The following is a 21,287-nucleotide window of genomic DNA, read 5'->3' on the forward strand; positions in this document are numbered from 1 at the left end:
TGCTGAAAAACTCCCGCCATTGGTGCAGAGTTGTCATTGTGTTCAATGTTCCCATGGGGTACCTAAGTATGTTGAGGTGATAAACATTAAGAATCCGTAGAGATGAACCACATCATCTCAGCCACAATTCCCTACGAAACTAGACGTTGCTGTGGCAGTTTCTTTCCCCCAGGTTTTAATCCGGTCGTCATGGGCGGATATCCCCCAAGGTCGGTGCTCTGCGAGCTTGGACAGAGCAAGTTACACTATGTAGGCGTCAATAATCTGTGACATCAAACTGTGACATTACAGTTTATTGATCCATAACGTTGAACGGTGAACAGCTGACACCACTAAGGGTTAAACAGAGGGCTAACTGGGTCTATGAGTTCTAATATCAAAGCCGTACAGGCTCCTTACTATGGCGGGGATGCTTCGTTCCGTACACCCCCTCCCGACTTACAATCGCTTCTCCTCAAAGAGCGGATTGTTTATTTGGGGACGCCCCTAGTGTCATCAGACGATTACAAGCGTCAAATGGGCATGGATGTCACCCGGTTGATTATCGCCCAGCTACTCTATTTAGAGTTTGACGATCCTGAAAAGCCGATCTATTTCTATATCAATTCCACTGGCACGTCTTGGTATACCGGTGATGCCCTTGGCTTTGAAACAGAAGCCTTCGCCATTTGCGATACCATGCGTTACATTCGCCCTCCGGTCCACACCATTTGTATTGGTCAGGCCATGGGGACAGCTGCCATGATTTTAGCGTCCGGCACCAAGGGGTCGCGCGCCAGCTTACCCCACGCCACTATTGTGCTAAACCAGCCACGTACAGGGGCTCGGGGCCAAGCCACTGATATTCAAATTCGAGCCAAGGAAGTGCTGGCTAACCGCGAGGCAACCCTAGACATTCTGTCTCGCTGCACCGGGCAAACCCCGGAAAAACTGCAAAAAGATACGGATCGCATGTTCTATCTCACCCCGGCGGAAGCAAAAGAATACGGTCTGATTGATCGGGTGCTGGAAAGTGCCAAGGAACTGCCCAAGCAAATTCCAGCGGGCATCAGTTAACTATGTCTGTAGAACGTCCTATCCGTGTGCCTTACAACTTGCCCGGGAGCCGTCAGTGGGCTTGGGTGAGTATCTACACCCGCATGAGCCAAGAACGGATTTTGTTCCTCAATCAGCCATTGACTGATGGTGTGGCTAACTCCCTGATTTCGGCCTTGCTCTACTTAGATTCTGAGGATCCGGGTAAGCCGATTTATTTGTACATTAACTCCCTGGGCGATCCTGTGATGGCTGGCATGGCGGATGGTTCCGCTGGCATGATGTCCATTACGGCTGGCTTAGCGGTGTATGACACCATGCGCCACATTAAGTCAGATGTGATTACCATCTGCATGGGCCAGGCGGTCGGTATGGCAGCGGTGTTACTATCCTGTGGTGCCAAGGGCAAGCGTTCTAGCCTGCCCAATGCGTCTATTGCGCTGATGCACCCCTACAGCGGCACTCGCGGTCAAGCGACTGACATTGAGTTAAATGCCGATGAGGTGCTTAGTAAAACAGCGTTGATTAATCAGCTGTTGAGCGAAAATACCGGTAAGACCGAAGAACAGGTCCATAAGGACATGCAACGGATGTTTTATCTCACCCCCCAGGAGGCTATTGAGTATGGCCTGATTGACCGGGTGATTGAACAGCCTTCGTAAGTTGGGTGGAGCCTAACGCAACCTATTCCCATTCATTTTCCGTAAACCCCTTATTATTACCCCATTGACCCATGCCTATCGGTATTCCTAGCGTTCCCTATCGTCTCCCTGGCGGCAATTACGAACAGTGGATCAGTATTTACGAGCGTCTGTTTCGTGAGCGGATCATTTTTCTAACGGAGGAGGTCAGCGACAGCATTGCTAATGCCATTGTGGCTTACATGCTGTATTTGGATTCGGATGATCCGACGAAGCCGATCTATCTATATATCAACTCTCCGGGTGGTTCAGTCACGGCGGGGATGGCGATCTACGATACGATGCGCTACATCAAGTCGGAAGTGGTGACGATCTGTGTAGGCTTAGCGGCTTCCATGGGCTCATTTTTGCTGTGTGCTGGGGCGCCGGGTAAGCGTCTGGCGTTGCCCCATTCTCGGATTATGATTCACCAGCCTCTGGGTGGGGTGGGTCGGCGTCAGGCGACGGATATCGAGATTGAGGCCAACCACATTGTGCAGATTAAGGGCCGCTTAAATGGCTTGATGGCCGAGCATACGGGCCAAACCATTGAGAAAATTGAAAAGGATACGGACCGTGACAATTTTATGTCGGCGGCGGAGGCGCAAGCCTATGGTTTGATTGATCGGGTGATTGAAGAGCGGGTCTAGCGGGTCTGGGGGATCAAATGGATCGGTTCTGTGGATCCCTCCCCCTATTCATACTCTGCGTTTTAATGGCAGAATCTTGAGCAATCTGGTCTGTGGGTGCCATGGGATTAGCTGATTATTACCGCACATTAGGTTTACGGACGGGGGCTTCTTTTGAAGATGTCAAGGCGGCTTACCGTAAATTAGCGCGCAAGTATCACCCGGATGTGAATCCTGAGGATCAGCAAGCGCAGGATCGATTTATCAAGGTGACTAAGGCCTATGAGGCATTGCTGGAGGTGTTTTATCCAGATGATGATGTCGTTGACGATGGGCCTGATGATGAGCTTGATGAAGCTGAGGATGTGAGTCCGGTCCAGACGAATCCAGGTCTGTCGGAGCATGAGCAAAAGCTGAAGCAGGATTCCTATCAACAGTTGAATGTGCTGCTTAAACAGCAGAAGTTTCCCCGTGCGATCGCATTAGTTGAAGGTTTAGCCCAGCGCATTACCCACGACTCAGAGGTGCGCCAGTGGCAGGCCATTACCTACCAACGCTGGGGCCGTGAGTTGATCACCCAAGGCCAGCTGGGCAAAGCCCGCATCTATCTGGATAAAGCTCTCAAAACCGACCCGTTGAATAAGTCATTATGGGTGGAAATTAACCGTGATTTCCAAGCGATTGAGCAAAAATTGACGTAGAGCCATGGTTCAATGCTGGGTTTCCAAAGATTTTGATGTGCCCGTTGTGTTCGAGACCGATGGGTATCGTCTACGGATGCTAACGGTCAACGATGTGGTGAAAGACTTTGATGCGGTGATCACCAGTGAAGAGCATTTGCAGGGAATCTTTCCCCCACCCAGTAGCTGGCCCCAGGGCCTCACGCTGGAGCAGGATCTGATCGATCTAGGTTGGCATCAAAAAGAGTTTCAACGGCGCACATCCTTTGCTTACACCATGGTGAGCCTAGATGAAAGTCGTTGTTTAGGCTGTGTATATTTCTATCCGTCAGATCGCCAGGGCTATGACATGTATGCTCTGTTGTGGGTGCGCCAAAGCGAGTTGGCTAGCGGTTTGGAAGATTGTTTATTGGCCAATGTTAGACAGTGGCTAAGGGATGTTTGGCCCTTTGAATCGGTGGGTTTCCCCGGACGTGATTTGAGTTGGGAGGATTGGTTTGCATTACCTGAAAAGTAGGGGTCACTTGTCTTCCTGTTGCAGGGTGAGGCTGAGTTGATAAATCTCTCGTTTGGAGAGACCTGTTTTCTGGGCGAGTTGGCGGCTGGCGTTGGAGGGAGAGAGTCCTTGGGTGATGAGAGTTTCTAGCTGTTGCCGTAGGTCGGCCTCAGATATGGTCTGGGGTGTGGTGGTATAGCCTGCGATCGCAACCGTAAACTCTCCCCTCGGCTCAGTCACCGTAAAATGTTCGATGGCCCCCCTGACGGTCCCCCGCCAAAATTCCTCATAGCGCTTGGTCAATTCCCTCGCAATTGTCACCGGTCGTTCACCCCCCAAATGGGTTTGTAAATCGCCCAATGTTTTCAGTAACCGATGAGGACTTTCATAGAGCACCATGGTCCGTGGTTCCGTAGCCAGCTGGGTCAGACGCTCAGTCCGAACTTTGCCCTTCACGGGCAAGAAACCCTCAAAGGTAAACCGATCCGATGGCAGCGCTGAAGCCGCAATCGCACTCACCACCGCCGCTGGGCCAGGAATCGGACTCACGACAATTCCGGCCTCGGCACAGGCACACACTAGCCCATACCCCGGATCAGAAATGCCCGGCATCCCCGCATCGCTCACCAGGGCAATAGTCTGCCCTGCCCGTAGTTTTTCCATCAGCTGGGGAATCCGAGTTTGGGCATTGTGCTCGTGGTAACTGATCTGGGGTGTCCCAATCTGAAAATGATGCAGCAGCTTCCCCGTGTGGCGCGTATCCTCCGCCGCAATCAGATCCGCCTCTTTCAACATGCGAATAGCCCGAAACGTAATGTCTTCCAGGTTGCCGATGGGAGTCGCCACCAGGTAAAGGATACCCAGGGATGGAGCCGGTGATGGGTCAGGAGGAATGGGGGAATCAGACAAGGGGGAGTTTTGGGTTTTGAGTGCTTAGTTTTGAGTTTAAGTGGTAAGAATCCATTACTCAAAATGACCTATGCGTGGACTGTTCGTTGGCCTCATGACCCTAGACTGCATCTACCAGGCGCAGCGACCGCCCCAGGCCAATGAAAAACTGGTGGCCCAGGCGGCCATGATGGCGGCAGGTGGTCCGGCCACCAATGCCGCAGTGGCCTTTGCAGCCCTGGGGGGCCAGGCTACGGTCATGGCTGCGGTGGGTCAACATCCGGTGACGGCTCTGCTGCGGGAGGATATGGCCCAGGTGGGAGTGACCCTGCGAGATCTCTCCCCATCTCGGTCTGACCCACCACCCCTGTCCTCCATTGTGGTGTCTCAATCCGGTGACCGGGCGGTCATTTCCCGCAATGCTGAAGGCCTTCAGATAGACCCTCAGACCATGGCGCTGGATGGGGGGCTGACGGATGGGGTGCTAACTGATGTAAATGTGGTGCTTCTAGACGGTCATCAAATGGCCTTAAGTCAGCGGATCGCTCTGATGGCCAAGTCCTTGGGCATTCCCGTGGTGGTGGATGCGGGCAGTTGGAAGCCGGGGTTTGATCAGGTGCTGGCCCTGGCCCAGGTGGTAATTGCCTCGGCTAATTTTCGCCCCCCCGACCCCCATGGGGACGATGGAATGGCCTATTTCCAGGGCCTAGGCATACCCCAGATTGCCATTACCCAAGGTGAGTACCCCATTGTGGTGAGTGATCAGGGCCGATTAGGGGAACTGGCGGTACCGGCGACGACGGTGGTCGATACCCTGGGGGCCGGGGATATTTTCCATGGGGCATTTTGTCATGCCATTTGTGATGCTGGGGGCGTTAGTTTTTCTGCTGCCCTCACTCAGGCCAGCCAGGTGGCAAGTCTGAGCTGCCGTTATTTTGGCACCCGGGCCTGGATTCCTTACAGTAACTAACTCAATTCACGGTATCTAGATAAAATCACTGACTTTCTACAGGATATGTAGATATGTTTCGGTAAACTATGCAAGGAGTCGTTTGACTACTGCTAACTTTTTATCGTTATTGATTATGGCCTACGAAAAGGAAAAGGAAATTGCGATCGCAGCCGTTCAAGCTGCGGCCACCGTATGTGAAAAAGTACGGGCTGAAATGGTGCCTGAAGCGATTGAAAAATCTGATAAAAGTCCGGTGACGGTGGCTGACTTTGGGGCCCAGGCCATTGTCTGCAAAATGATTAAAGACGCCTTCCCCAGCGATCCCATTGTGGGTGAGGAAGATGCGAATGATCTCAGAACCCCAGAGATGGCCGCCCGGTTAGCCCAGGTCACAGGCTATGTGAAAGCCGTGCTCCCCGATGCCACTGATGAGCAAATTCCTAGTTGGATTGACCAGGGCAATGGTAGTATCAGCCCCCGCTACTGGACCCTAGACCCCATCGACGGTACCAAGGGCTTTTTACGGGGTGACCAGTACGCGGTGGCCCTGGCCATGGTGGAAGATGGCGATGTCAAAGTGGGTATTTTGGGCTGCCCGGCCCTGAAGCTGGGCGATCGTTCTGGTATTTTGTTTGTCGCTATCCGGGGCGAGGGGGCCATGATGATGAACATGGACGGTAGCAACCCTGAGAAAATCTCTGTCACCTCGTCCTCTGATCTAGAGCACTTCCGCTTTGTAGAAAGTGTGGCCCACGGTGACCAAGAACTCCATTCCCGCATTGCTAAGGCGGCCGGGATTACTACCGATTCCATTCGTATGGACAGCCAGGCTAAATACGGTGCGGTGGCTTCCGGTAATGCTGTGCTCTATCTACGCTTGCCCTCGGCTAAGTATCCTGACTATCGCGAAAAGATTTGGGACCATGCCGCTGGCGTCCTCGTGATTGAGGAAGCCGGGGGGAAAGTCACTGACATGCATGGTAAGGCCCTAGACTTTTCCAAGGAGCCTAGCTTTGTGGATACCCAGGGTGTGATTGTCAGCAATGGCGAAATCCATGACAAAGTATTGGCGGTACTGGCTAATTAACCCGCTGAGGGTTAGGGGATGCACCCCATTGGGTTAATTCATCCATAGGTCAACCAACGGTCAACCAAAAATCAACAGAAAAGGGCGCTAGATTGCGTCCTTTTCTGTTGATTTTTATCGGTCGATTTGAGGACTGTTAGGGGTGATCAGCTGGGCTTTTGGATTTAGATTGACCGTGCGATCGCAAGTCCTTCCAAAACCGCCAAACTAACCTGTTGCACATCTGGTTTAAAGCCAATCCATTGACCCGAAACCTTAGCAAACTGCTCCGCATCACCACTGACGTAGAAATCAATTTCTGATTTTGTATCGGTGTTGCGCAACCCCAAAATATCCAACTCCTTGGTCATGGCAGAAACCAAAGAACTGGCCGGATTGATCACCGTAATCGACGGCGGCAAAATCTGATCCATCAGCGGTGCTAGGTGGGGATAGTGGGTGCAGCCATACACCAGGGTGTCAATATTAGCCGCCATCAAAGGCTTCAAATAGTCCGTTGCTACCGCTCGCGTGTAGGGATCATCGATGCGGCTTTGCTCAATTAAGGGTACAAAATCAGGACAGCCCACCTGCCAAACCTTAGCTGTTGGCGAGGCTTCTAAAATTGCCTGCTTGTAAGCATTACTCTGGGCCGTGGCCACCGTAGAAATGACGCCAATCCGCTGGCCCGCTTTGGCCGCCGCCCGTGCCCCCGGCAAGATAATACCGAGAATGGGCAAATCAAACTCATCCCGCACGATTTCTAAGGCTAGGGCCGAACTGGTATTACAGGCCATCACCACCATCTTGACGCCCTGGCCCTGCATCCACGTAATGATTTCCCGCACAAACTGCACAAGCTCTGCCTGGGACCGATTCCCATAGGGAACGCGGGCCGTATCCCCAAAGTAAAGCAGAGATTCAGCAGGAAGATCGGCCATAATCTCCCGTAATACCGTTAATCCTCCAACACCACTGTCAAAAACGCCAATTTTACCGATTTGTCTGGGCATTTGAAGGAATTTTGTCATGATTAAGGACGCTTTCTGCTCTTGATATTTTATGTTGCTTAGAGTTTAGTCGGATTTTTCGTTAGATTCTAGTCCCATGGCAAAGGTTTCAGCAAGATTACTTAGTCATAGCGAACATATATATTGCGCAATATTGTGCAACTCAGCCATTGTGATAGGTATGGCTGATATCTGGGCCTAGGCCGCCAGGGGGTATCTGCCGCTAGAGTATATCGGATGTGATCGCCCATGATATGACTTTCAATTACTGGCAGACATCAGCAGGAGGATCTGCTTGAACAGTGGAATAGGTTTAGAAAATTAAAGCAATATGGGGCCCAATTCCTAGGCCCCAGCGAGTTGTCAGTGAATTTTGATCTTGGTCTAATGTCTACAATCCACATCTATGGTGGCAACGTTTAGTCTACGGTTGCCTCAGCGATTTCCGGGGTTGAACCAGCCTTAGGGGGGGCATTGTCATCGTTATCAAAGACAACCCGTAGCAACGGTGGGGAGACAAACGTTGTAAAAATGACCATGACGATGATGGCTGCATTTAAGGATTCAGTCAGCACACCGCTGGCCGCTCCCACCCCGGCAAATACCAGGCCCACCTCTCCCCGAGGAATCATGCCAACGCCAATGGCCATACGGTTAATGCCCTCTTGCCCAAAGACGGTAAATCCGGTGACCACCTTGCCGATGACGGCAACGAGTACCAGAAATGAGGCAATGATCAGCCCTTCTCGGTTAGCGGGGTTCAGGGGATTTAGGACGCTGATGTCAGTATGGGCACCGACGGTGACAAAAAAAATAGGCACCAGCATGTCAGCAATGGGGCTGATTTGTCCTTCGAGTTCTTTGCGCTTAGTGGTTTCAGCTAAAATCAAGCCTGCTGCAAAGGCCCCCAAGATCGCTTCTAGCTGAATGGCCGCTGCAATATAGGACAGGACAAAGGCAAACACCAGGGAGCTAATCAATACCTGACCACGGGTTCGCATCTGATCGATCAGACCAACGAATAATGGACTGATCAATCGCCCAATCAAAATTGAACCGACTAAAAATACGGCTGCGCCAATAATCAGAAAAATAACATTGGTTATTTCGATTTCACCTGTTTTGGCCAGGCTGGCCACGACTGCTAAGACAATAATGCCCAACACATCGTCCAGCACCGCCGCACCAATAATGATTTGGCCTTCGCGGGAGCTGAGGGTGCCGATTTCAGCCAAAACCTTGGCGGTAATACCAATGCTCGTCGCCGTTAGGGCCGCCCCCGCAAAGATCGCTGGAATTGTGTCCACCCCAAAGAAGGCAATCAGTCCGGCAGTACCTGCCGCAAAAGGGACAACTACGCCAACGACAGCAACCACCGCTGCCTGGGGGCCGACGCGAATCAGTTCTTTCAGGTCTGATTCTAAGCCGATTTCAAACAACAGAATGATCACCCCAATTTCAGCTAAGACGGATATGACCTCAGTTTGGCCTTTAAATACAGCAAGGAGGGCGTCCGGCTCTAAATGGGCGGTGAGTTGGACAAAATCCATCAGCAATGAGTGGATGGGCTCGGCTCCTGCTGGAAAAACCACGAGGTTAAGGGCCGATACTCCCACCACCACACCACCGACTAGCTCGCCTAAAACAGATGGCAAGTTAACTCGAGCGCATAGCTCTCCACCGAGCTTGGCCGCTAAGTAAATCACAATTAGGCTAAGTAATACACTCCCTAAGACAAAGGGACCTAGCTCAGCTTCATTGACTTCTGCCAGCACAGTTAGACTGCTGCCGATGCCTGATAGCCCACTGGTTAGATCGATCATGTGAACGGTAGAAACGAACTCATCTTGTTTACTCTACATGAGTTGGCTCGATGCCATTGGCTCATTACGAGCGGGTTTATCGCTTTTCTTAAGGAAAAAATTGCCCCCAAGACGGTTGGTTCCTAAACAAATGACCAGGGTGGTTTAAGGAAAGCAGGATATATGCGTTAGACGAATACTCGATGGTTTAAAGACGGCAGGATATATGCGTTAGACGAATACTCGATGGTTTAAAGACGGCATCTGCTGGCGGACCTGCCCTAAACGGGAGGGAGTGATTTCGGCGATGGCCATGCCCACATCCTGACCCGCATCTGCCAGGACAATTCCCCAAGGATCAACAATCATGGCATGGCCATGGGATTGGCGAATACTGTTGTGAAAGCCGGTTTGAGCTGGGGCAATGACATAGCAAGTATTTTCAATGGCCCGGGCTTGGAGCAGTACCTGCCAATGGTCTTTGCCGGTATAGGCCGTAAAGGCTGCCGGGACGGTCAGTACTTCGGCTCCTAGCTGGGACAGATGGCGATATAGCTCTGGGAATCGCACATCGTAGCAAACGGAAATGCCCATGGTGCCTAGGTCACGGGTCTTACAAACCGACGGGAGCTGTGCCCCTGAGGTGACGGTGGAGGACTCTTGGTAGGTATTGCCATCGGGTAGATTGACATCAAATAGATGGACCTTTTCGTAGCGCAGCAATACGTTGCCGTTGGGATCAACCAATAGTGCTGTGTTATATACCCGACCATCGCCGGTGGGGACTGGGTAACCACCGCCCAGCAGGGTGACCTGATAGCGTTGGGCCATGGTTTTTAGAAATTGTTCGCTGGCAGCACAAATATCAGCAGATTGAGCTACCTTTCCAGACTCGTTTCCTAGAAAAGAAAAGTTTTCGGGCAGGGTAATGTACTCGGCTCCGCGACGAACTGCTAGATCAATCAGCTCTTCTGCCTGGATGAGATTTTTCCCTAGGTCAGGCACGCTGGTCATCTGCAAGGCTGCAGCCAAATAGGATTTCATGTGGGCACTTACTAGTGAATTAACCTTGGCCCTATATTCTACGGGGCTAATTGCTCACTTGGAAAGCGACCCTTGGCCCAGGCTGTCTACACCGCTAGCAGGGCGAGCTGCCAGACCTGATAGCCTAATCGGTTGAGGTGTAATCCATCGGTGGTGAGTTCCTGGCGAAGATTACCGGTTTCGTTGCTAAAGCTGGGGTGTAAATCTAAATAATCTAGCTGATGATAATCGGTGAGTTGGGCGATTTGGGTGTTGAGGGTGCGGATGCGCTGGCTGGGAATATTTTCCCAGCGGGTTGGCAGGATGGAGTGGACCACCACGCGGGCCGTGGGATGCTGTTGCCGCAGTTTGGCCATGATCTGGTTGAGATTGGTTAAAATCTCCCGATCGCTGGCCCCATTTTTCAGGTCGTTGACGCCGGCCATCAGGTGAATGGTGTCGGGGTTAGTGTTGGCAAACGCCGATAGACGTTGCAAAATGCCACCGGTGGTGTCACCGGAAATACCTTGATTGAGCCAGAAGCGATCTCGGGGGAGCATTTCTGGGGGAAGCCACATGCTGAGGGAGTCGCCCACCACGACGGTCAGGCGATTGGTGCCTTGGCCAGATGCGATCGCATCCGCCTCCTGCTTCAGCAGCCCTTGCCATTCCCCATAGGTAGGTTGATAGGTGGCATGAGCCCACTGCCCATGGAAACTCTCCGGTGATATCCGGGTGTAAAGCGAGCCAGATTGCAACGCCGCCCAGCGCTGCTCAAATAATTGCGGGCCGCTAATTGGCTTCGGCCCAGCCACCACGGGAGCGGGCTGACGCAGGGCCACTTCTAGGGCGTGGGGGGTAGTGGCAAAGGCCGTGGGCTCAGGGCGACGGGCCGTGTTCTGGAGGTGTAAGAGTTTCTGTCGCCGGGCCGCCACCTCCCTAGAAAACTCGGGTGTCAGGGCCATATCCCCCTGAATGGTTGGTAAAGGCACCGACTGTTCAATCTGACTGGCCGCATTCACCGCTGCTTTTGCCATCGGTGCAATATCAACGTCTGGATTTGGTCCACTCAGCGGCTCTGTAGCGGCCAGCTGCGCCATCAACATCAGTAAATCTGACATATACCCAAATTTTCCTCGCCTATGGAGAATACGATTAAATAAGTAAACCGGCCCTACCCTGAAAATCAGGACGAAACCTTTGCCGCAGCCATATATCAAAAACTGTAAAGAGTTTAGGGAATAGGGCAAGGTTTTGGGCCATGGGCAATAGCCAACTCCGCCCAGGGTCTATTCCCTAGCACTCCCCAAATACCCCTTGACAGTAACCACCCAAATTAACGATGATTAGACTCTGTGTAAAAATCTGCTCGGATCAGGTCTGAAGCAATTACCGCTACCTGTACGGCAAGGAAGAATGAATGGTATACGCAATTATTGAAGCGGGTGGCACTCAGTTTAAGGTTGAGCCAGGTCGCTTTTATGACATTAATCGTCTGGCAGTGGACGAAGAGGCCAGCGTCACAATCGATAAGGTACTTCTCGTCAATGATGGTGATGACACTAATATTGGCCAGCCCCTGGTAGAGGGTGCCAGTGTTACCGGGACTGTAGTTCGGCATCTACGGGGTAAGAAGGTCATCGTTTATAAGATGAAGCCCAAGAAAAAAACCCGTAAAAAGCGGGGCCATCGCCAAGAACTCACTCGCTTGATGATCGATTCCATTAATATTGGTGGCAAAACGCTGATCGCAGAAGATGTCCCTGCTGTTGACGCTAGCGAAGAAGAATAGGACGTTGGCTTCGAGCAGTTTATACTTAACCAATCACGGAGATTTAAGTCATGGCTCATAAGAAAGGTACAGGTAGTACGCGGAACGGCCGCGACTCCAATGCGAAACGCTTAGGCGTCAAGAAGTATGGTGGTCAGGTTGTGACCACTGGCAATATCCTTATTCGCCAGCGTGGCACCAAGTATCACCCTGGCAAGAACGTAGGTAGAGGAGGGGACGACACCCTGTTCGCCCTTGTGGACGGTGTAGTTACATTTGAGCGTAAGGGTAAGAGCCGCAAACAAGTAAGCGTTTACCCAGCAACAGCTTAATTTTCGTCCAACTATTGCCCAGGCTTAATTTTCAGTTGTAATTCACAGTGAAGCTTGAGTTCCGGGTTGAGAAGCAGTTAACGATTGGTTAAATCTATTAAAATTCTCAAAAGATAAAACCGCCTCGGCTATAGCTGAGGCGGTTTTATCTTTTGAGAGCTTTTGTAACTGAGGGGTTCTAGCGATCATCATTATTGTCATTAAAAGTATGTGTCAAGCTATGTGAAAAGTGTGAGCAGTCTTATAGTTCTACAGTAGCATTAAGAGCATAGGCAGCTTTGTTGTGACTAAGCTGGCGTAATCTTAATTCTATTACTATTGTTGTTTGAGAGGGTCAACTCAACTGTAGGAAACGTTATAGCAAAATCTCTCAGATGAGGTCATGCGCGTTCCGTGGCATAGACCAAAAGTACCCCGAGGGGTAATATCAAAAAACTATTGTGATGGCACTATTAAAAGTATCCAACGAATATATGCCAATTTCTCTGACGTTAGGGTGTTTGAGACTACGTTAGTCTGACATATTCAGCGCTCGCATAAGCGAGTGCTGAGACAGTGTAGCCAAGAATTTATCATAGGAGGAGCTTGTATCCCTCTTAGCAATGGTAATGCTCACAGCACGCGGTTGAGATATTCTCAGCTGCATTTCTGGGAATTATTTATAGCTGCGATGTCATTTCCCAGGAGAATCCATTAGTGTCGGTGCCGTTTATGCTTATGAACACGCCTGCTATTCAGCCTGATTTTAGAAGCCTTTATGAAATCTCTTCAAATTTTAGTGTAACTGGCCAAGAAGGATCTAAAAAGAATCTTGAAGCTCGATTTTTAGCCGAACTTCATCAGGAATTTATAGATGGAATATTGGTGTTTGCTGAACGAGGAGAACTCATTTACTCTAATAAAAATGCCTGCACTATTCTAGGTCGTCTTCATCAAGACGATCCCGGTGGTGCATTAGTGCCTGAAGAGATTGTGCATATTTGCCAATCCTTGACCCAAAGTCGCGTCCAGTTTCCCCATCAAAATTGGTTGGTGGAATTAGATATTGTTACCCAAGATGGTGCAATTCTTCATATTCGCGCCCGGTGGCTCAATACCAATCTAATTGAGCGTCCTTGTCTCCTATTGGTGCTTGAAGATCGACAGCAGGCTATTGCCAGTATTGTGATGGAAGAAGCACACCAATATGGACTAACGTCACGGGAGAGAGAAGTCTGGGTGTTGCACCGGAATGATTTAACCTATAAGCAAATAGCCGTGGAGCTAGGTATTACCCCCCATACGGTTAAAAAGCATATGAAAAATATTCACTCTAAGCAGAAAGACTATACAGTGGATATTTCAGATTTTGCCACCAGTTATCCTTGTTAGGGTCATACAGTTAAGGCTATACAGCATCTTTTGCCTAGCTCATCAGGTCTGGCCTTAAAACTGATATTCTCCTTCATGGCGATTCATTGGGAATGCCCACTTTTGCAGGGGAATTTCACTGTATGGCTCGGTGTACATAAACCAAGTTCAGGTTGAGAACCCTAGTTCTGATCAACCCTAGGGGAAGCAAGCTACACCCCCAGCCCCTCCCCAGAGGGCGTTCGCGAAGCGTCTCCAGAGGAGCCGGGGATCCAGAAAACCATCAAAGTCCCTCTCCCTCGGGAGAGAGATTTAGGGTGAGGTAAAGGGAGAGGGATTTATGGTGAGGGAAACTCCCGGTTTCGAGTTAGACAAGGTTTAGCTCGCAATATACGTGATTGCTGAGCACATAGCTGTACCTATGCTGACACCTTATTTCTTGGGTGTCTCGGAACGTTTTTTAGGGATTGCTTTGTGGGATTGTTTCGTAGTCTCAGATCTATCTCTACTAGGATGAATCTGTACCATCAGTTCTTCTACCACGCCACAGAGTAGAGCCGGTTGATCTAGGGCCCCAATGCGAATCAAGCTCCCTAGTCGATAGACCTTGTTAGCAGTCAAATTTAATTCCGATGGCGAGGTTACATTCAATTGAGGAGTGTAGAGACGTTGTTGGTTGTCGGCAGCTAGGGTGCTGGTGCCTAAATCAACCGTGTTACCCGCTTGCAGAGGTTTAAGGTAGAAGTCTACCTGGATCGTCGGGGTAAGCGCTAATAGGGCAATAGCATTGCTTCCTTCAAAGGCTAAGGTGATTTGCGCTGTGAAAGGCGCGTCATAGGGCAAAATGGCATGGGTAGACATTTCGTCTGAGTTTCCTGTCAAAACACTCAGTCCGTAGACTTTACAAGTAATTGGCAGACTGTGTATAGTGACGCTACTCATGGTTCAATTTTGTTGGACATGTAGTATCTTTTACAAAGTATGAATCAGATTTCCAGAAAGGTTAGGTCAATTTTAGTCCTAAAAGTACCCTATGAAGGTACCTGGATTTTGTCAAGGTTGAATATTGCTATAGAAACTCTTGGAGACTGGTGTGACAAGTTTCCAGAATGTATTTCTATGCCATTGTTGTTAGCACTGTAACCATTTATCAAGTTGTCAAAAATCTAGCTCAATCCACGGGTCTCGATCGGCAGAAATGGGCTTTATGGATAAAGTTTGAATGTATTAGCAAGATTTTGACTGGGTTAAGTTTGGTCGAGATAGTCGTCATGGGGTAGGGACTAAGGTATCCCTCTAGGGTAATTCTCAAACAGAAATGGGTCAGTCATTATGGAAGGGTAGCAAGCAAGAGAACAGAATTTCAAAAGGTAGGTTTTCCTATAAGCCTCATCCGCTGGGATTCTTATCCATGCTGCTACTACTCAATCTCAATTCAAGAGGAAAACGTTATGTCCATTACAATCCCTGGTGGAGCTCCCCTCGGTAGATCTCCTGTTGCTTCCCGGCCTCAGTATGAGCAGTTGCAGCATGAGTATACTGCCACTGAAACATACTCTCGGAATATCCTAGGACCTGTGGAATTTGAGCTGTATGATTTGCAGGTGGTTGCTTCTGTAGCAACTCCTTCTCTACCTAGTCAGGTAGCTCCTGCCAACAAGGCTCAGATTGTTGAGAATGGTGAAGTCTTCGCACTGAAGACTAGGATCCGCTTCAACAACACTCCTTTGACTCGTTTGCTGCTTTGCCTTGGCATCGATGTGAAGATTAACTTCTGCATCGAAGGTTGTGGTGGTAACGCAACTGAAGTTGATGTTTCCAGTACTATTACTACTAGGAAAGATCAGTTCGAGTACGAGATCGAGTGGGTCGGTACTGCCCAGGTAGCTGGTATGACTCCTGGTTTCTATGCGATCGCAGCTGTTGCTAACATCGAAATGTCTGACCATCCTTGTGCACCTTGCCTCCTTGGTGCTGGTTATGTTGCAGGTGTTTTGATGCAGGTTTACGACGCCTAGCATGATCCGTTTCCTGACTGTATAGAACTGGATATATCTAGTTCTATACAGCTGGGTTGAGTTGCTTCTGGGGTTAAACCCGTTAATGTTGAAATTTGCTAAAAATAAGCTGTGATGCATTGGCTCTCAAAGATTACAGCTTATTTTTTAGCAGCTATTTCCATATTTAGCTTAACAACGCCTATAAATTTATCAAATCCCCTGCTGAGGTTGAAATCAGGCTAATGATTAGGGGACGGCACAGTTTCGCGCTTTAACGACCTTGCGTAAAGTCATTGTTTGAACCATAAGGAGGTCATTGATCATGACAGACTCTTTTAGTTATCACCATCAGACTAGTGATAATCAGCTGAATTCAGAAGACTTGACTCTCATTCAAGGGATTGGGAAGGTCAAGCAATTATGGCTTCGATCAATTGGCATTAATACGTTACAGGCGTTATCGGAAGCCTCACCCGAAGCTCTCCATAGACAACTTGCATCAGATGGGTATGTGGCCCATACCAGTGAAGTAGAACGATGGATCTCTCAGGCGCAGGTGCTATTGGGCCAGACGGGTGCGGTGGCTGAAATGTCTGCTGCCATTAATCCTATCGAAGACATTAAGGATGCTGCGCCTTTAGCCCAGTCTCTAGAAGTCTGGCAGACATTTGCTGCATTTACTGTAGAGTTTCAGGCTTGTGGGCATGGCGAGCAGGAGGTGCAGCGGCGTACGTTGGTAAGACATGTTGCTACTGAACAGGAAGAAATATGGTCTGGAATTGAGGCGTCTGATTTGCAGGTGTGGTTGCGATCGCAAGTTGCTGACGTTATGCCCACAGCTACCGAAGCAGCAGATCTGACCACCTCAACTGGAGAGGGCGATGCTGAAGAAACCGATCTCCCAGTGGCCCCTGTAATTGAGGACCTATATCTACTTCAACCCTCAGTAACTAGAAAGGCCATGGGATTACACAAACCAAATATGTTATTTCCAGCTCCTCTAAAGGAGAACTCTCCATTCTCCATCGCACTGAAGTTTGGTATCCAAGACCAGGAAGCTCTGGCCAAACTGAAACGGGCCATGTCCTATCAAGTAGAGTGCTATGCCCGCAGCCTCAATGGTGGTGATATTATCTCCCTAGGACAGTTGCCACAAACTAAGCTGTTTCCCCAAAAATCTTCCTATACTGCCTATTTACCCACCACGCGATTAAAGAAAGGTCTTTATCGGTTGCAGGTTTTCCTCAATTTGCAAGGTGTCCAGGCTCTACCCACATTTCTCGAAATTCCCGTATTGCAGGTTGTCTAACTGCTCCGAGATACCATGAGTTCTTTTAACTGGTCAGCTTTTCTGACTCAATGGAGTCAAGACATCCTCAAAACAAAATCGGCACTCAATTCACAAGGTGCCACATTAGAACATCCACAAACCTGGTTAGGTTACCCTGGTGCTAGCGACGACCAAATCAAAGCAGCTGAAGCCCGATTAGGAAAAGAACTTCCACCGTCCTATCGAGCTTTTCTTAAAGTCAGTAATGGCTGGCAAGAAACCACACCCTTTATTCAAGACCTGGGTTCTACCGAGGAAATCAACTGGTTTGCGGTGCAATATTCCGGTTGGCTTAAACAATGGATCCAGCGATATCGCACCACCCCTTCTGCCCATACCAATGGCTCAACTACGGTACTGCAAGTATCCGATCAAGATTATTTTACTTATGGTGAGGCTCAGGACTGCCATAAGTTGAGAATCAACTATCTCAAAAAAACGTTAGCCATTAGTGGACTCAATGATTCATCCATTTATCTGCTCAATCCTGAAGTTGTCACAGAGGATGGTGAATGGGAAGCCTGGTTTTTAGCCGATTGGTTACCTGGGGCTGATCGCTATCCTTCATTTCAAGCATTGATGGAGGCAGAATACATTAATTCTGGCGAAATTCGTAACACACCCTCTCAAGTAATCGCAGCTGCTGAATATTTTACATCTGCGGCATTGATCGAAAAAAACGCCAGTCAATCCCTATGGCAGATCAGCAGTCAGCTATGGCCAGGCATAGAGATTGATCAGGTTTGTCAATGGATTATGGAACGCGTGGAACAAGCAGTTTATTCCTGCTAACGATATGCAGGTCTCGAATAAATTATCTTTCTTGTTTGATTGGATAAAATGTCCTGGGTGAAGCTGGCAAGAGGGTGACTCATGGATCGCAGTTATGCTGACGTGCAGTTGTATTTCTGATTAATAGGCATCTGCTGGGGTACCAACTCAAAGCGGGACGTTTTCTCAAGGATAGTATTCAGGAGTCAGGAATCAGGGCCTCACTGGCTTCTAACTTCTGGCCCCGGATTCCCCACCTAGCCAGGATTTCCCGGCTTAAGTTGATACCCATCTGCTGAATATCTTGAACAGATTGTGTTCCATAGAGCTGTTACTATCTCAGACTTTCAGCGATTACTATATTGTGAACTATGTGTGAAAAGGCACAGATAACAAACTTTCGAAGATGAACATTACTCCTCACATCAGACTGTTTGAATGGCAGATGTTTCTTAAGCAGTGGAGTCGGGAATTTATTGACTCTGCTAGCAATCTTGATGAGATTCCTAAAGACGTACTAGAGTCTGGCTGGCTGGGCTATCCTGGGGCGACTGAAGCACAGATCAGCCAAGCCGAAGCCCGTTTGAATATTGCGCTACCTCCGTCCTATAGGGATTTCTTAAAAGTCAGCAATGGCTGGCGTCAGATGACACCGTTTATCTATCGAGTATGGTCAGTTGAACAAATTGATTGGTTGTTTGCTCGGCGTCAACCATGGATCGAGTCGTTCATTCGGCAACAGTTCGAATCATCCAACCGGTTACATCATCAAAATGGTAGTTGTTTACATCACACTACCGTAGATGACTCCGATTATTTTCTATATGGAGAAGCGCAGGACTGCCGCAAAATTCGTTATGAGTATCTGAAGACAGCCCTAGAAATTAGTGATAAAGGCGAATCGACTATTTATCTGCTCAACCCTAACGTTCAGACCCGTTATGGAGAATGGGAAGCCTGGTTTTTTGGTGACTGGCTACCAGGAGCTGATCGTTATCCCTCTTTTCGAGACATGATGGAAGCCGAGTATATTAATTTTTTAGAAATGCGAGATTCTAGCATTTGATTGATGCGTCGACTTGCTGCGTCAACTTGTTGCATCAACGATACCCTTTAAACCTGAAAATCAGCAGCTGTATGACAACATTTTTTCGAACAGACATCTTTAAAAGTAGCTACAGAAACCACTTTGAATGCGGCAGTTATTATGGCAGTATCTTCTAACGATATTAGTTTGCAGGGTACAGGTAAGCAAAGCCAACAAAACGTACTCCACAAAACTCCTTTATCTGAGAATGCTGAGCATCCCTTTAGTTTAGCCTGGCTCAAGGAATGTCTTCAAGGCATTTTAGTATTTACAGACCAACAAGATTTAGTATATGCCAGTGATGATGCCTACCAGATTGTCAACCGCTTACATGGGCAAGATATGGAAGCTCATATGGAAGGCCATGAAAAAATCCCCGAAGAGATCTGGCATATTTGTCAATCTTTAATCCAAAGTCGACACCGATTTCCTCATCAAAATTGGCTGATGGAATTCGATATTGTTACTCAAGATTCAGCTATTGTCCATATCCGTTCTCGGTGGTTAAAAGAAAACTCTCTAGAATATCCATATTTAATTCTTCTGGTTGAAGATCGCCAGCAAGCTGTGACTAACATCCTCATGGAAGAAGCTCGAAAATGTGGTTTTACTCCACGTGAAAAACAAGTGTGGATGTTGCATCGTAATTCGTTAACTTACAAGCAGATTGCGAAAAAACTGGGCATTACTCCAAATACTGTTAAGAAGCATATGCGCAGTATTCATGCTAAACGGAAACCGGATCTCTCTACTGGTTGCACACCTTAAAGATTGCACCAGTTTTAAGTTCTAAGGTTTGTAGATACCTGAGCGGCTACCCCCTCCTGCGACGGGGGTAGCCGCTCAGATTGGCAATAAGCTGATTGGGTATCAACTTAATCCGGAAAACCCTGGCTAGGTGGAGAATCAGGTGCCAGAATCCAGAAGCCAGTGAGGCCCTGATTCCTGACTTCTGACTTCTGAATACTATCCTTGGGAAGATGTCCCGCTTTGAGTTGGTACCCAGCTGATTCTACTAAATATTTACTACCTAAATAGGAAGACACATTGCAGGTACGTATGATTGCGTAGATATCTGCTGAGGAGGCTTGGGAATTCTAACAAATGAAGTTTACAAAAGAAAAACATAGAGGCGTATACTGCCCTACATTCATTGCGTCTTTGTTTTTTAAAGGTTGGCTTATGGAGTCCCAGTGTCTTTTTTACCCATTGCGCAGCATTATTCGTTGCATTGCTAAGACTAATTTGACGATTACTCCCGAAGCCTGTGAATCAGGTTTGGTATGGGATGAAGCGCTTTTTTCTGAGTTGGCAGCAACCTATCTGCAACCAACTGTGCAGCCCTTACTGACCTCAGGTTATCAATCCCGGAATGAGGCATCTGCCATCGAGACAGAGATGGCAACGTTACTGGTCAAAACATATCAACATATTTTGAAGCAGCGAGAGAATGAAAAAGTACAGTACTTAAATGAACTTTTATAGGTTTTATCGTCAAGAACCACTGCTAATTTTGCGGCTCAGGACTGATGGTGGATTGTCCAGTTGAGTCATGGGGTATTAATTTAATCCGGGAAATCCTGGCTGGGTGGGGAGTCCGGGGTCAGGAGTCAGAAGCCAGTGAGGCCCTGATTCCTGACTCCTGAATTCTGAATACTATCCTGGGGAAAACGTCCCGCTTTAAGTGGGTACTCGAGTCATCGATTGTCGCAGTTAAGGTTGGCATAATTACGTAGAGCAACTGCCAGATGTATGGGCACTCTGGGGAAAGACTATGGTAGTGAGTCTTTTAGAGCTTGGTTGTTGTTGGTTTGTGGCATGGGCCTTGCGGGCGCTATTGGTCTGTGAGGTTCGATAAAGTCAAACTGAGGATGAGCAACACCAGAATTTTCATAGTCTTCGACATTTATCAAGTTGCTCCATGGCCTCCCAGTGTATGTTCTACCCGTTACGCAGTGTTATTTGCTGTGTGGCAAAAGCGCATCTAACGGTGATCTCTGCAGAGTGTAGGGATGATTTAATGTGGGATGAAGCGCTTTTTGCTGCATTGATCGCTACATTTTTGCAGTCCTCTGTTCAGCCTTTGTTAGCTTCACCTTATGAGTCGCGTGATGAAGCGGCCTTGGTAGAAGGACAATTGGCACAGTCATTGGTCAATGCGTATCGACGTATCATGCGCCAACGTCAGGAGCAACAGGTTAAGCTGCTAAATGCTCTGTTATAGGGTTGCAGAAGGCCGATGGTAACTGTCCTAATTTGTAACTACTCAGGCTTAAAAAATTAGAGAGTTTTCCCAGGTTACAGAGATTATCAGCTAGCGTAATCCAAATATAGGAATTGGTAACCTCCTTGAGCAAGCCCAAGGGTCGCATCAAACTCAGTGAC

Annotated in this window: 23 protein-coding genes; 17 read left to right on the forward strand and 6 right to left on the reverse strand. The window is 48.7% G+C overall.

Features of this window, described 5'->3' with window-relative positions; translation table 11 throughout:
• Positions 1-363: 363 nt before the first annotated feature.
• The 5 genes from VB741_RS03155 (at position 364) to VB741_RS03175 (ending at position 3,541) form a co-directional block, all read left to right on the forward strand.
• Entirely contained in the window at positions 364-1,056 is a 693-nt protein-coding gene (locus VB741_RS03155; protein ID WP_323363689.1) for an ATP-dependent Clp protease proteolytic subunit, read from the forward strand.
• Between the two features lie 2 nt (positions 1,057-1,058).
• Positions 1,059-1,697 (forward strand): ATP-dependent Clp protease proteolytic subunit, encoded by a 639-nt coding sequence (locus VB741_RS03160; protein WP_323363690.1) that lies wholly within the window; start codon positions 1,059-1,061, stop codon positions 1,695-1,697.
• A gap of 71 nt (positions 1,698-1,768) precedes the next feature.
• The gene (locus VB741_RS03165; protein WP_323363691.1) at positions 1,769-2,365 is read left to right on the forward strand and encodes an ATP-dependent Clp protease proteolytic subunit; all 597 of its coding nucleotides are present in this window, start codon (positions 1,769-1,771) and stop codon (positions 2,363-2,365) included.
• A gap of 101 nt (positions 2,366-2,466) precedes the next feature.
• Positions 2,467-3,045 carry a J domain-containing protein gene (locus VB741_RS03170; RefSeq protein WP_323363692.1) on the forward strand — a complete coding sequence of 193 codons (579 nt, stop codon included), beginning with the start codon at positions 2,467-2,469 and terminating at the stop codon, positions 3,043-3,045.
• A 4-nt stretch (positions 3,046-3,049) separates the two neighbouring features.
• Positions 3,050-3,541 (forward strand): GNAT family N-acetyltransferase, encoded by a 492-nt coding sequence (locus VB741_RS03175; protein WP_323363693.1) that lies wholly within the window; start codon positions 3,050-3,052, stop codon positions 3,539-3,541.
• A 3-nt stretch (positions 3,542-3,544) separates the two neighbouring features.
• Here the strand turns inward: VB741_RS03175 and rsmI are convergent, their stop codons facing one another.
• A complete protein-coding gene (gene rsmI / locus VB741_RS03180) occupies positions 3,545-4,429 on the reverse strand; it encodes a 16S rRNA (cytidine(1402)-2'-O)-methyltransferase (RefSeq protein WP_323363694.1) in 885 nt (294 codons plus the stop codon).
• 70 nt (positions 4,430-4,499) lie between these two features.
• Here rsmI and VB741_RS03185 point away from each other — a divergent pair, with 70 nt between their 5' ends.
• Positions 4,500-5,378, forward strand: a complete 879-nt coding sequence (locus VB741_RS03185) for a PfkB family carbohydrate kinase (RefSeq protein WP_323363695.1) — start codon at positions 4,500-4,502, stop codon at positions 5,376-5,378.
• Positions 5,379-5,493: 115 nt separating this feature from the next.
• A complete protein-coding gene (locus VB741_RS03190) occupies positions 5,494-6,447 on the forward strand; it encodes a 3'(2'),5'-bisphosphate nucleotidase (protein ID WP_323363696.1) in 954 nt (317 codons plus the stop codon).
• Positions 6,448-6,611: 164 nt separating this feature from the next.
• Here VB741_RS03190 and murI read toward each other — a convergent pair whose 3' ends face one another.
• From murI to VB741_RS03210, 4 genes are all read right to left on the reverse strand, one after another.
• Entirely contained in the window at positions 6,612-7,457 is an 846-nt protein-coding gene (murI, locus tag VB741_RS03195) for a glutamate racemase (RefSeq protein WP_323363697.1), read from the reverse strand.
• A gap of 398 nt (positions 7,458-7,855) precedes the next feature.
• Entirely contained in the window at positions 7,856-9,259 is a 1,404-nt protein-coding gene (locus VB741_RS03200; protein ID WP_323363698.1) for a cation:proton antiporter, read from the reverse strand.
• A gap of 210 nt (positions 9,260-9,469) precedes the next feature.
• Positions 9,470-10,282 carry a carbon-nitrogen hydrolase family protein gene (locus VB741_RS03205; RefSeq protein ID WP_323363699.1) on the reverse strand — a complete coding sequence of 271 codons (813 nt, stop codon included), beginning with the start codon at positions 10,280-10,282 and terminating at the stop codon, positions 9,470-9,472.
• 86 nt (positions 10,283-10,368) lie between these two features.
• On the reverse strand, positions 10,369-11,382 hold the full coding sequence (locus tag VB741_RS03210) for a GDSL-type esterase/lipase family protein (protein ID WP_323363700.1): 1,014 nt from the start codon (positions 11,380-11,382) through the stop codon (positions 10,369-10,371).
• A 299-nt stretch (positions 11,383-11,681) separates the two neighbouring features.
• Here VB741_RS03210 and rplU point away from each other — a divergent pair, with 299 nt between their 5' ends.
• The 3 genes from rplU to VB741_RS03225 all read left to right on the forward strand — a co-directional run bounded on the left by rplU (position 11,682) and on the right by VB741_RS03225 (position 13,735).
• The gene (gene rplU / locus VB741_RS03215; RefSeq protein WP_323363701.1) at positions 11,682-12,053 is read left to right on the forward strand and encodes a 50S ribosomal protein L21; all 372 of its coding nucleotides are present in this window, start codon (positions 11,682-11,684) and stop codon (positions 12,051-12,053) included.
• 50 nt (positions 12,054-12,103) lie between these two features.
• Positions 12,104-12,364 (forward strand): 50S ribosomal protein L27, encoded by a 261-nt coding sequence (rpmA, locus tag VB741_RS03220; RefSeq protein ID WP_323363702.1) that lies wholly within the window; start codon positions 12,104-12,106, stop codon positions 12,362-12,364.
• Between the two features lie 717 nt (positions 12,365-13,081).
• A complete protein-coding gene (locus VB741_RS03225) occupies positions 13,082-13,735 on the forward strand; it encodes a helix-turn-helix transcriptional regulator (RefSeq protein ID WP_323363703.1) in 654 nt (217 codons plus the stop codon).
• A gap of 411 nt (positions 13,736-14,146) precedes the next feature.
• Here VB741_RS03225 and VB741_RS03230 read toward each other — a convergent pair whose 3' ends face one another.
• Positions 14,147-14,575, reverse strand: coding sequence for a hypothetical protein (locus VB741_RS03230; RefSeq protein WP_323363704.1), 429 nt, complete (start codon positions 14,573-14,575; stop codon positions 14,147-14,149).
• 716 nt (positions 14,576-15,291) lie between these two features.
• Here VB741_RS03230 and VB741_RS03235 point away from each other — a divergent pair.
• From VB741_RS03235 to VB741_RS03265, 7 genes are all read left to right on the forward strand, one after another.
• Positions 15,292-15,732, forward strand: a complete 441-nt coding sequence (locus tag VB741_RS03235) for a hypothetical protein (protein ID WP_323363705.1) — start codon at positions 15,292-15,294, stop codon at positions 15,730-15,732.
• Positions 15,733-16,036: 304 nt separating this feature from the next.
• On the forward strand, positions 16,037-17,023 hold the full coding sequence (locus VB741_RS03240) for a hypothetical protein (RefSeq protein WP_323363706.1): 987 nt from the start codon (positions 16,037-16,039) through the stop codon (positions 17,021-17,023).
• A 15-nt stretch (positions 17,024-17,038) separates the two neighbouring features.
• Positions 17,039-17,836 (forward strand): SMI1/KNR4 family protein, encoded by a 798-nt coding sequence (locus VB741_RS03245; RefSeq protein ID WP_323363707.1) that lies wholly within the window; start codon positions 17,039-17,041, stop codon positions 17,834-17,836.
• 385 nt (positions 17,837-18,221) lie between these two features.
• Positions 18,222-18,881, forward strand: a complete 660-nt coding sequence (locus VB741_RS03250) for an SMI1/KNR4 family protein (protein WP_323363708.1) — start codon at positions 18,222-18,224, stop codon at positions 18,879-18,881.
• 141 nt (positions 18,882-19,022) lie between these two features.
• Entirely contained in the window at positions 19,023-19,670 is a 648-nt protein-coding gene (locus VB741_RS03255; RefSeq protein ID WP_323363709.1) for a helix-turn-helix transcriptional regulator, read from the forward strand.
• A gap of 336 nt (positions 19,671-20,006) precedes the next feature.
• Positions 20,007-20,387 carry a hypothetical protein gene (locus VB741_RS03260; protein ID WP_323363710.1) on the forward strand — a complete coding sequence of 127 codons (381 nt, stop codon included), beginning with the start codon at positions 20,007-20,009 and terminating at the stop codon, positions 20,385-20,387.
• 484 nt (positions 20,388-20,871) lie between these two features.
• Positions 20,872-21,126 carry a hypothetical protein gene (locus VB741_RS03265; RefSeq protein ID WP_323363711.1) on the forward strand — a complete coding sequence of 85 codons (255 nt, stop codon included), beginning with the start codon at positions 20,872-20,874 and terminating at the stop codon, positions 21,124-21,126.
• The last annotated feature ends 161 nt before the right edge of the window (positions 21,127-21,287 follow it).

It is taken from the genome of Leptothoe sp. PORK10 BA2 (assembly GCF_034932105.1).
In the GTDB taxonomy this organism is placed as follows: Bacteria; Cyanobacteriota; Cyanobacteriia; order Phormidesmidales; family Phormidesmidaceae; genus Leptothoe.

Coding starts and splice junctions, on each gene's coding strand:
- VB741_RS03155 (WP_323363689.1), top strand. CDS start 364: ATGAGTTCTAATATCAAAGCCGTACAGGCTCCTTACTATGGCGGGGAT.
- VB741_RS03160 (WP_323363690.1), top strand. CDS start 1,059: ATGTCTGTAGAACGTCCTATCCGTGTGCCTTACAACTTGCCCGGGAGC.
- VB741_RS03165 (WP_323363691.1), top strand. CDS start 1,769: ATGCCTATCGGTATTCCTAGCGTTCCCTATCGTCTCCCTGGCGGCAAT.
- VB741_RS03170 (WP_323363692.1), top strand. CDS start 2,467: ATGGGATTAGCTGATTATTACCGCACATTAGGTTTACGGACGGGGGCT.
- VB741_RS03175 (WP_323363693.1), top strand. CDS start 3,050: ATGGTTCAATGCTGGGTTTCCAAAGATTTTGATGTGCCCGTTGTGTTC.
- VB741_RS03185 (WP_323363695.1), top strand. CDS start 4,500: ATGCGTGGACTGTTCGTTGGCCTCATGACCCTAGACTGCATCTACCAG.
- VB741_RS03190 (WP_323363696.1), top strand. CDS start 5,494: ATGGCCTACGAAAAGGAAAAGGAAATTGCGATCGCAGCCGTTCAAGCT.
- murI (WP_323363697.1), bottom strand. CDS start 7,457: ATGACAAAATTCCTTCAAATGCCCAGACAAATCGGTAAAATTGGCGTT.
- VB741_RS03200 (WP_323363698.1), bottom strand. CDS start 9,259: ATGATCGATCTAACCAGTGGGCTATCAGGCATCGGCAGCAGTCTAACT.
- VB741_RS03205 (WP_323363699.1), bottom strand. CDS start 10,282: ATGAAATCCTATTTGGCTGCAGCCTTGCAGATGACCAGCGTGCCTGAC.
- VB741_RS03210 (WP_323363700.1), bottom strand. CDS start 11,382: ATGTCAGATTTACTGATGTTGATGGCGCAGCTGGCCGCTACAGAGCCG.
- rplU (WP_323363701.1), top strand. CDS start 11,682: ATGGTATACGCAATTATTGAAGCGGGTGGCACTCAGTTTAAGGTTGAG.
- rpmA (WP_323363702.1), top strand. CDS start 12,104: ATGGCTCATAAGAAAGGTACAGGTAGTACGCGGAACGGCCGCGACTCC.
- VB741_RS03225 (WP_323363703.1), top strand. CDS start 13,082: ATGAACACGCCTGCTATTCAGCCTGATTTTAGAAGCCTTTATGAAATC.
- VB741_RS03230 (WP_323363704.1), bottom strand. CDS start 14,575: ATGTCTACCCATGCCATTTTGCCCTATGACGCGCCTTTCACAGCGCAA.
- VB741_RS03240 (WP_323363706.1), top strand. CDS start 16,037: ATGACAGACTCTTTTAGTTATCACCATCAGACTAGTGATAATCAGCTG.
- VB741_RS03245 (WP_323363707.1), top strand. CDS start 17,039: ATGAGTTCTTTTAACTGGTCAGCTTTTCTGACTCAATGGAGTCAAGAC.
- VB741_RS03250 (WP_323363708.1), top strand. CDS start 18,222: ATGAACATTACTCCTCACATCAGACTGTTTGAATGGCAGATGTTTCTT.
- VB741_RS03255 (WP_323363709.1), top strand. CDS start 19,023: ATGGCAGTATCTTCTAACGATATTAGTTTGCAGGGTACAGGTAAGCAA.
- VB741_RS03260 (WP_323363710.1), top strand. CDS start 20,007: ATGAAGTTTACAAAAGAAAAACATAGAGGCGTATACTGCCCTACATTC.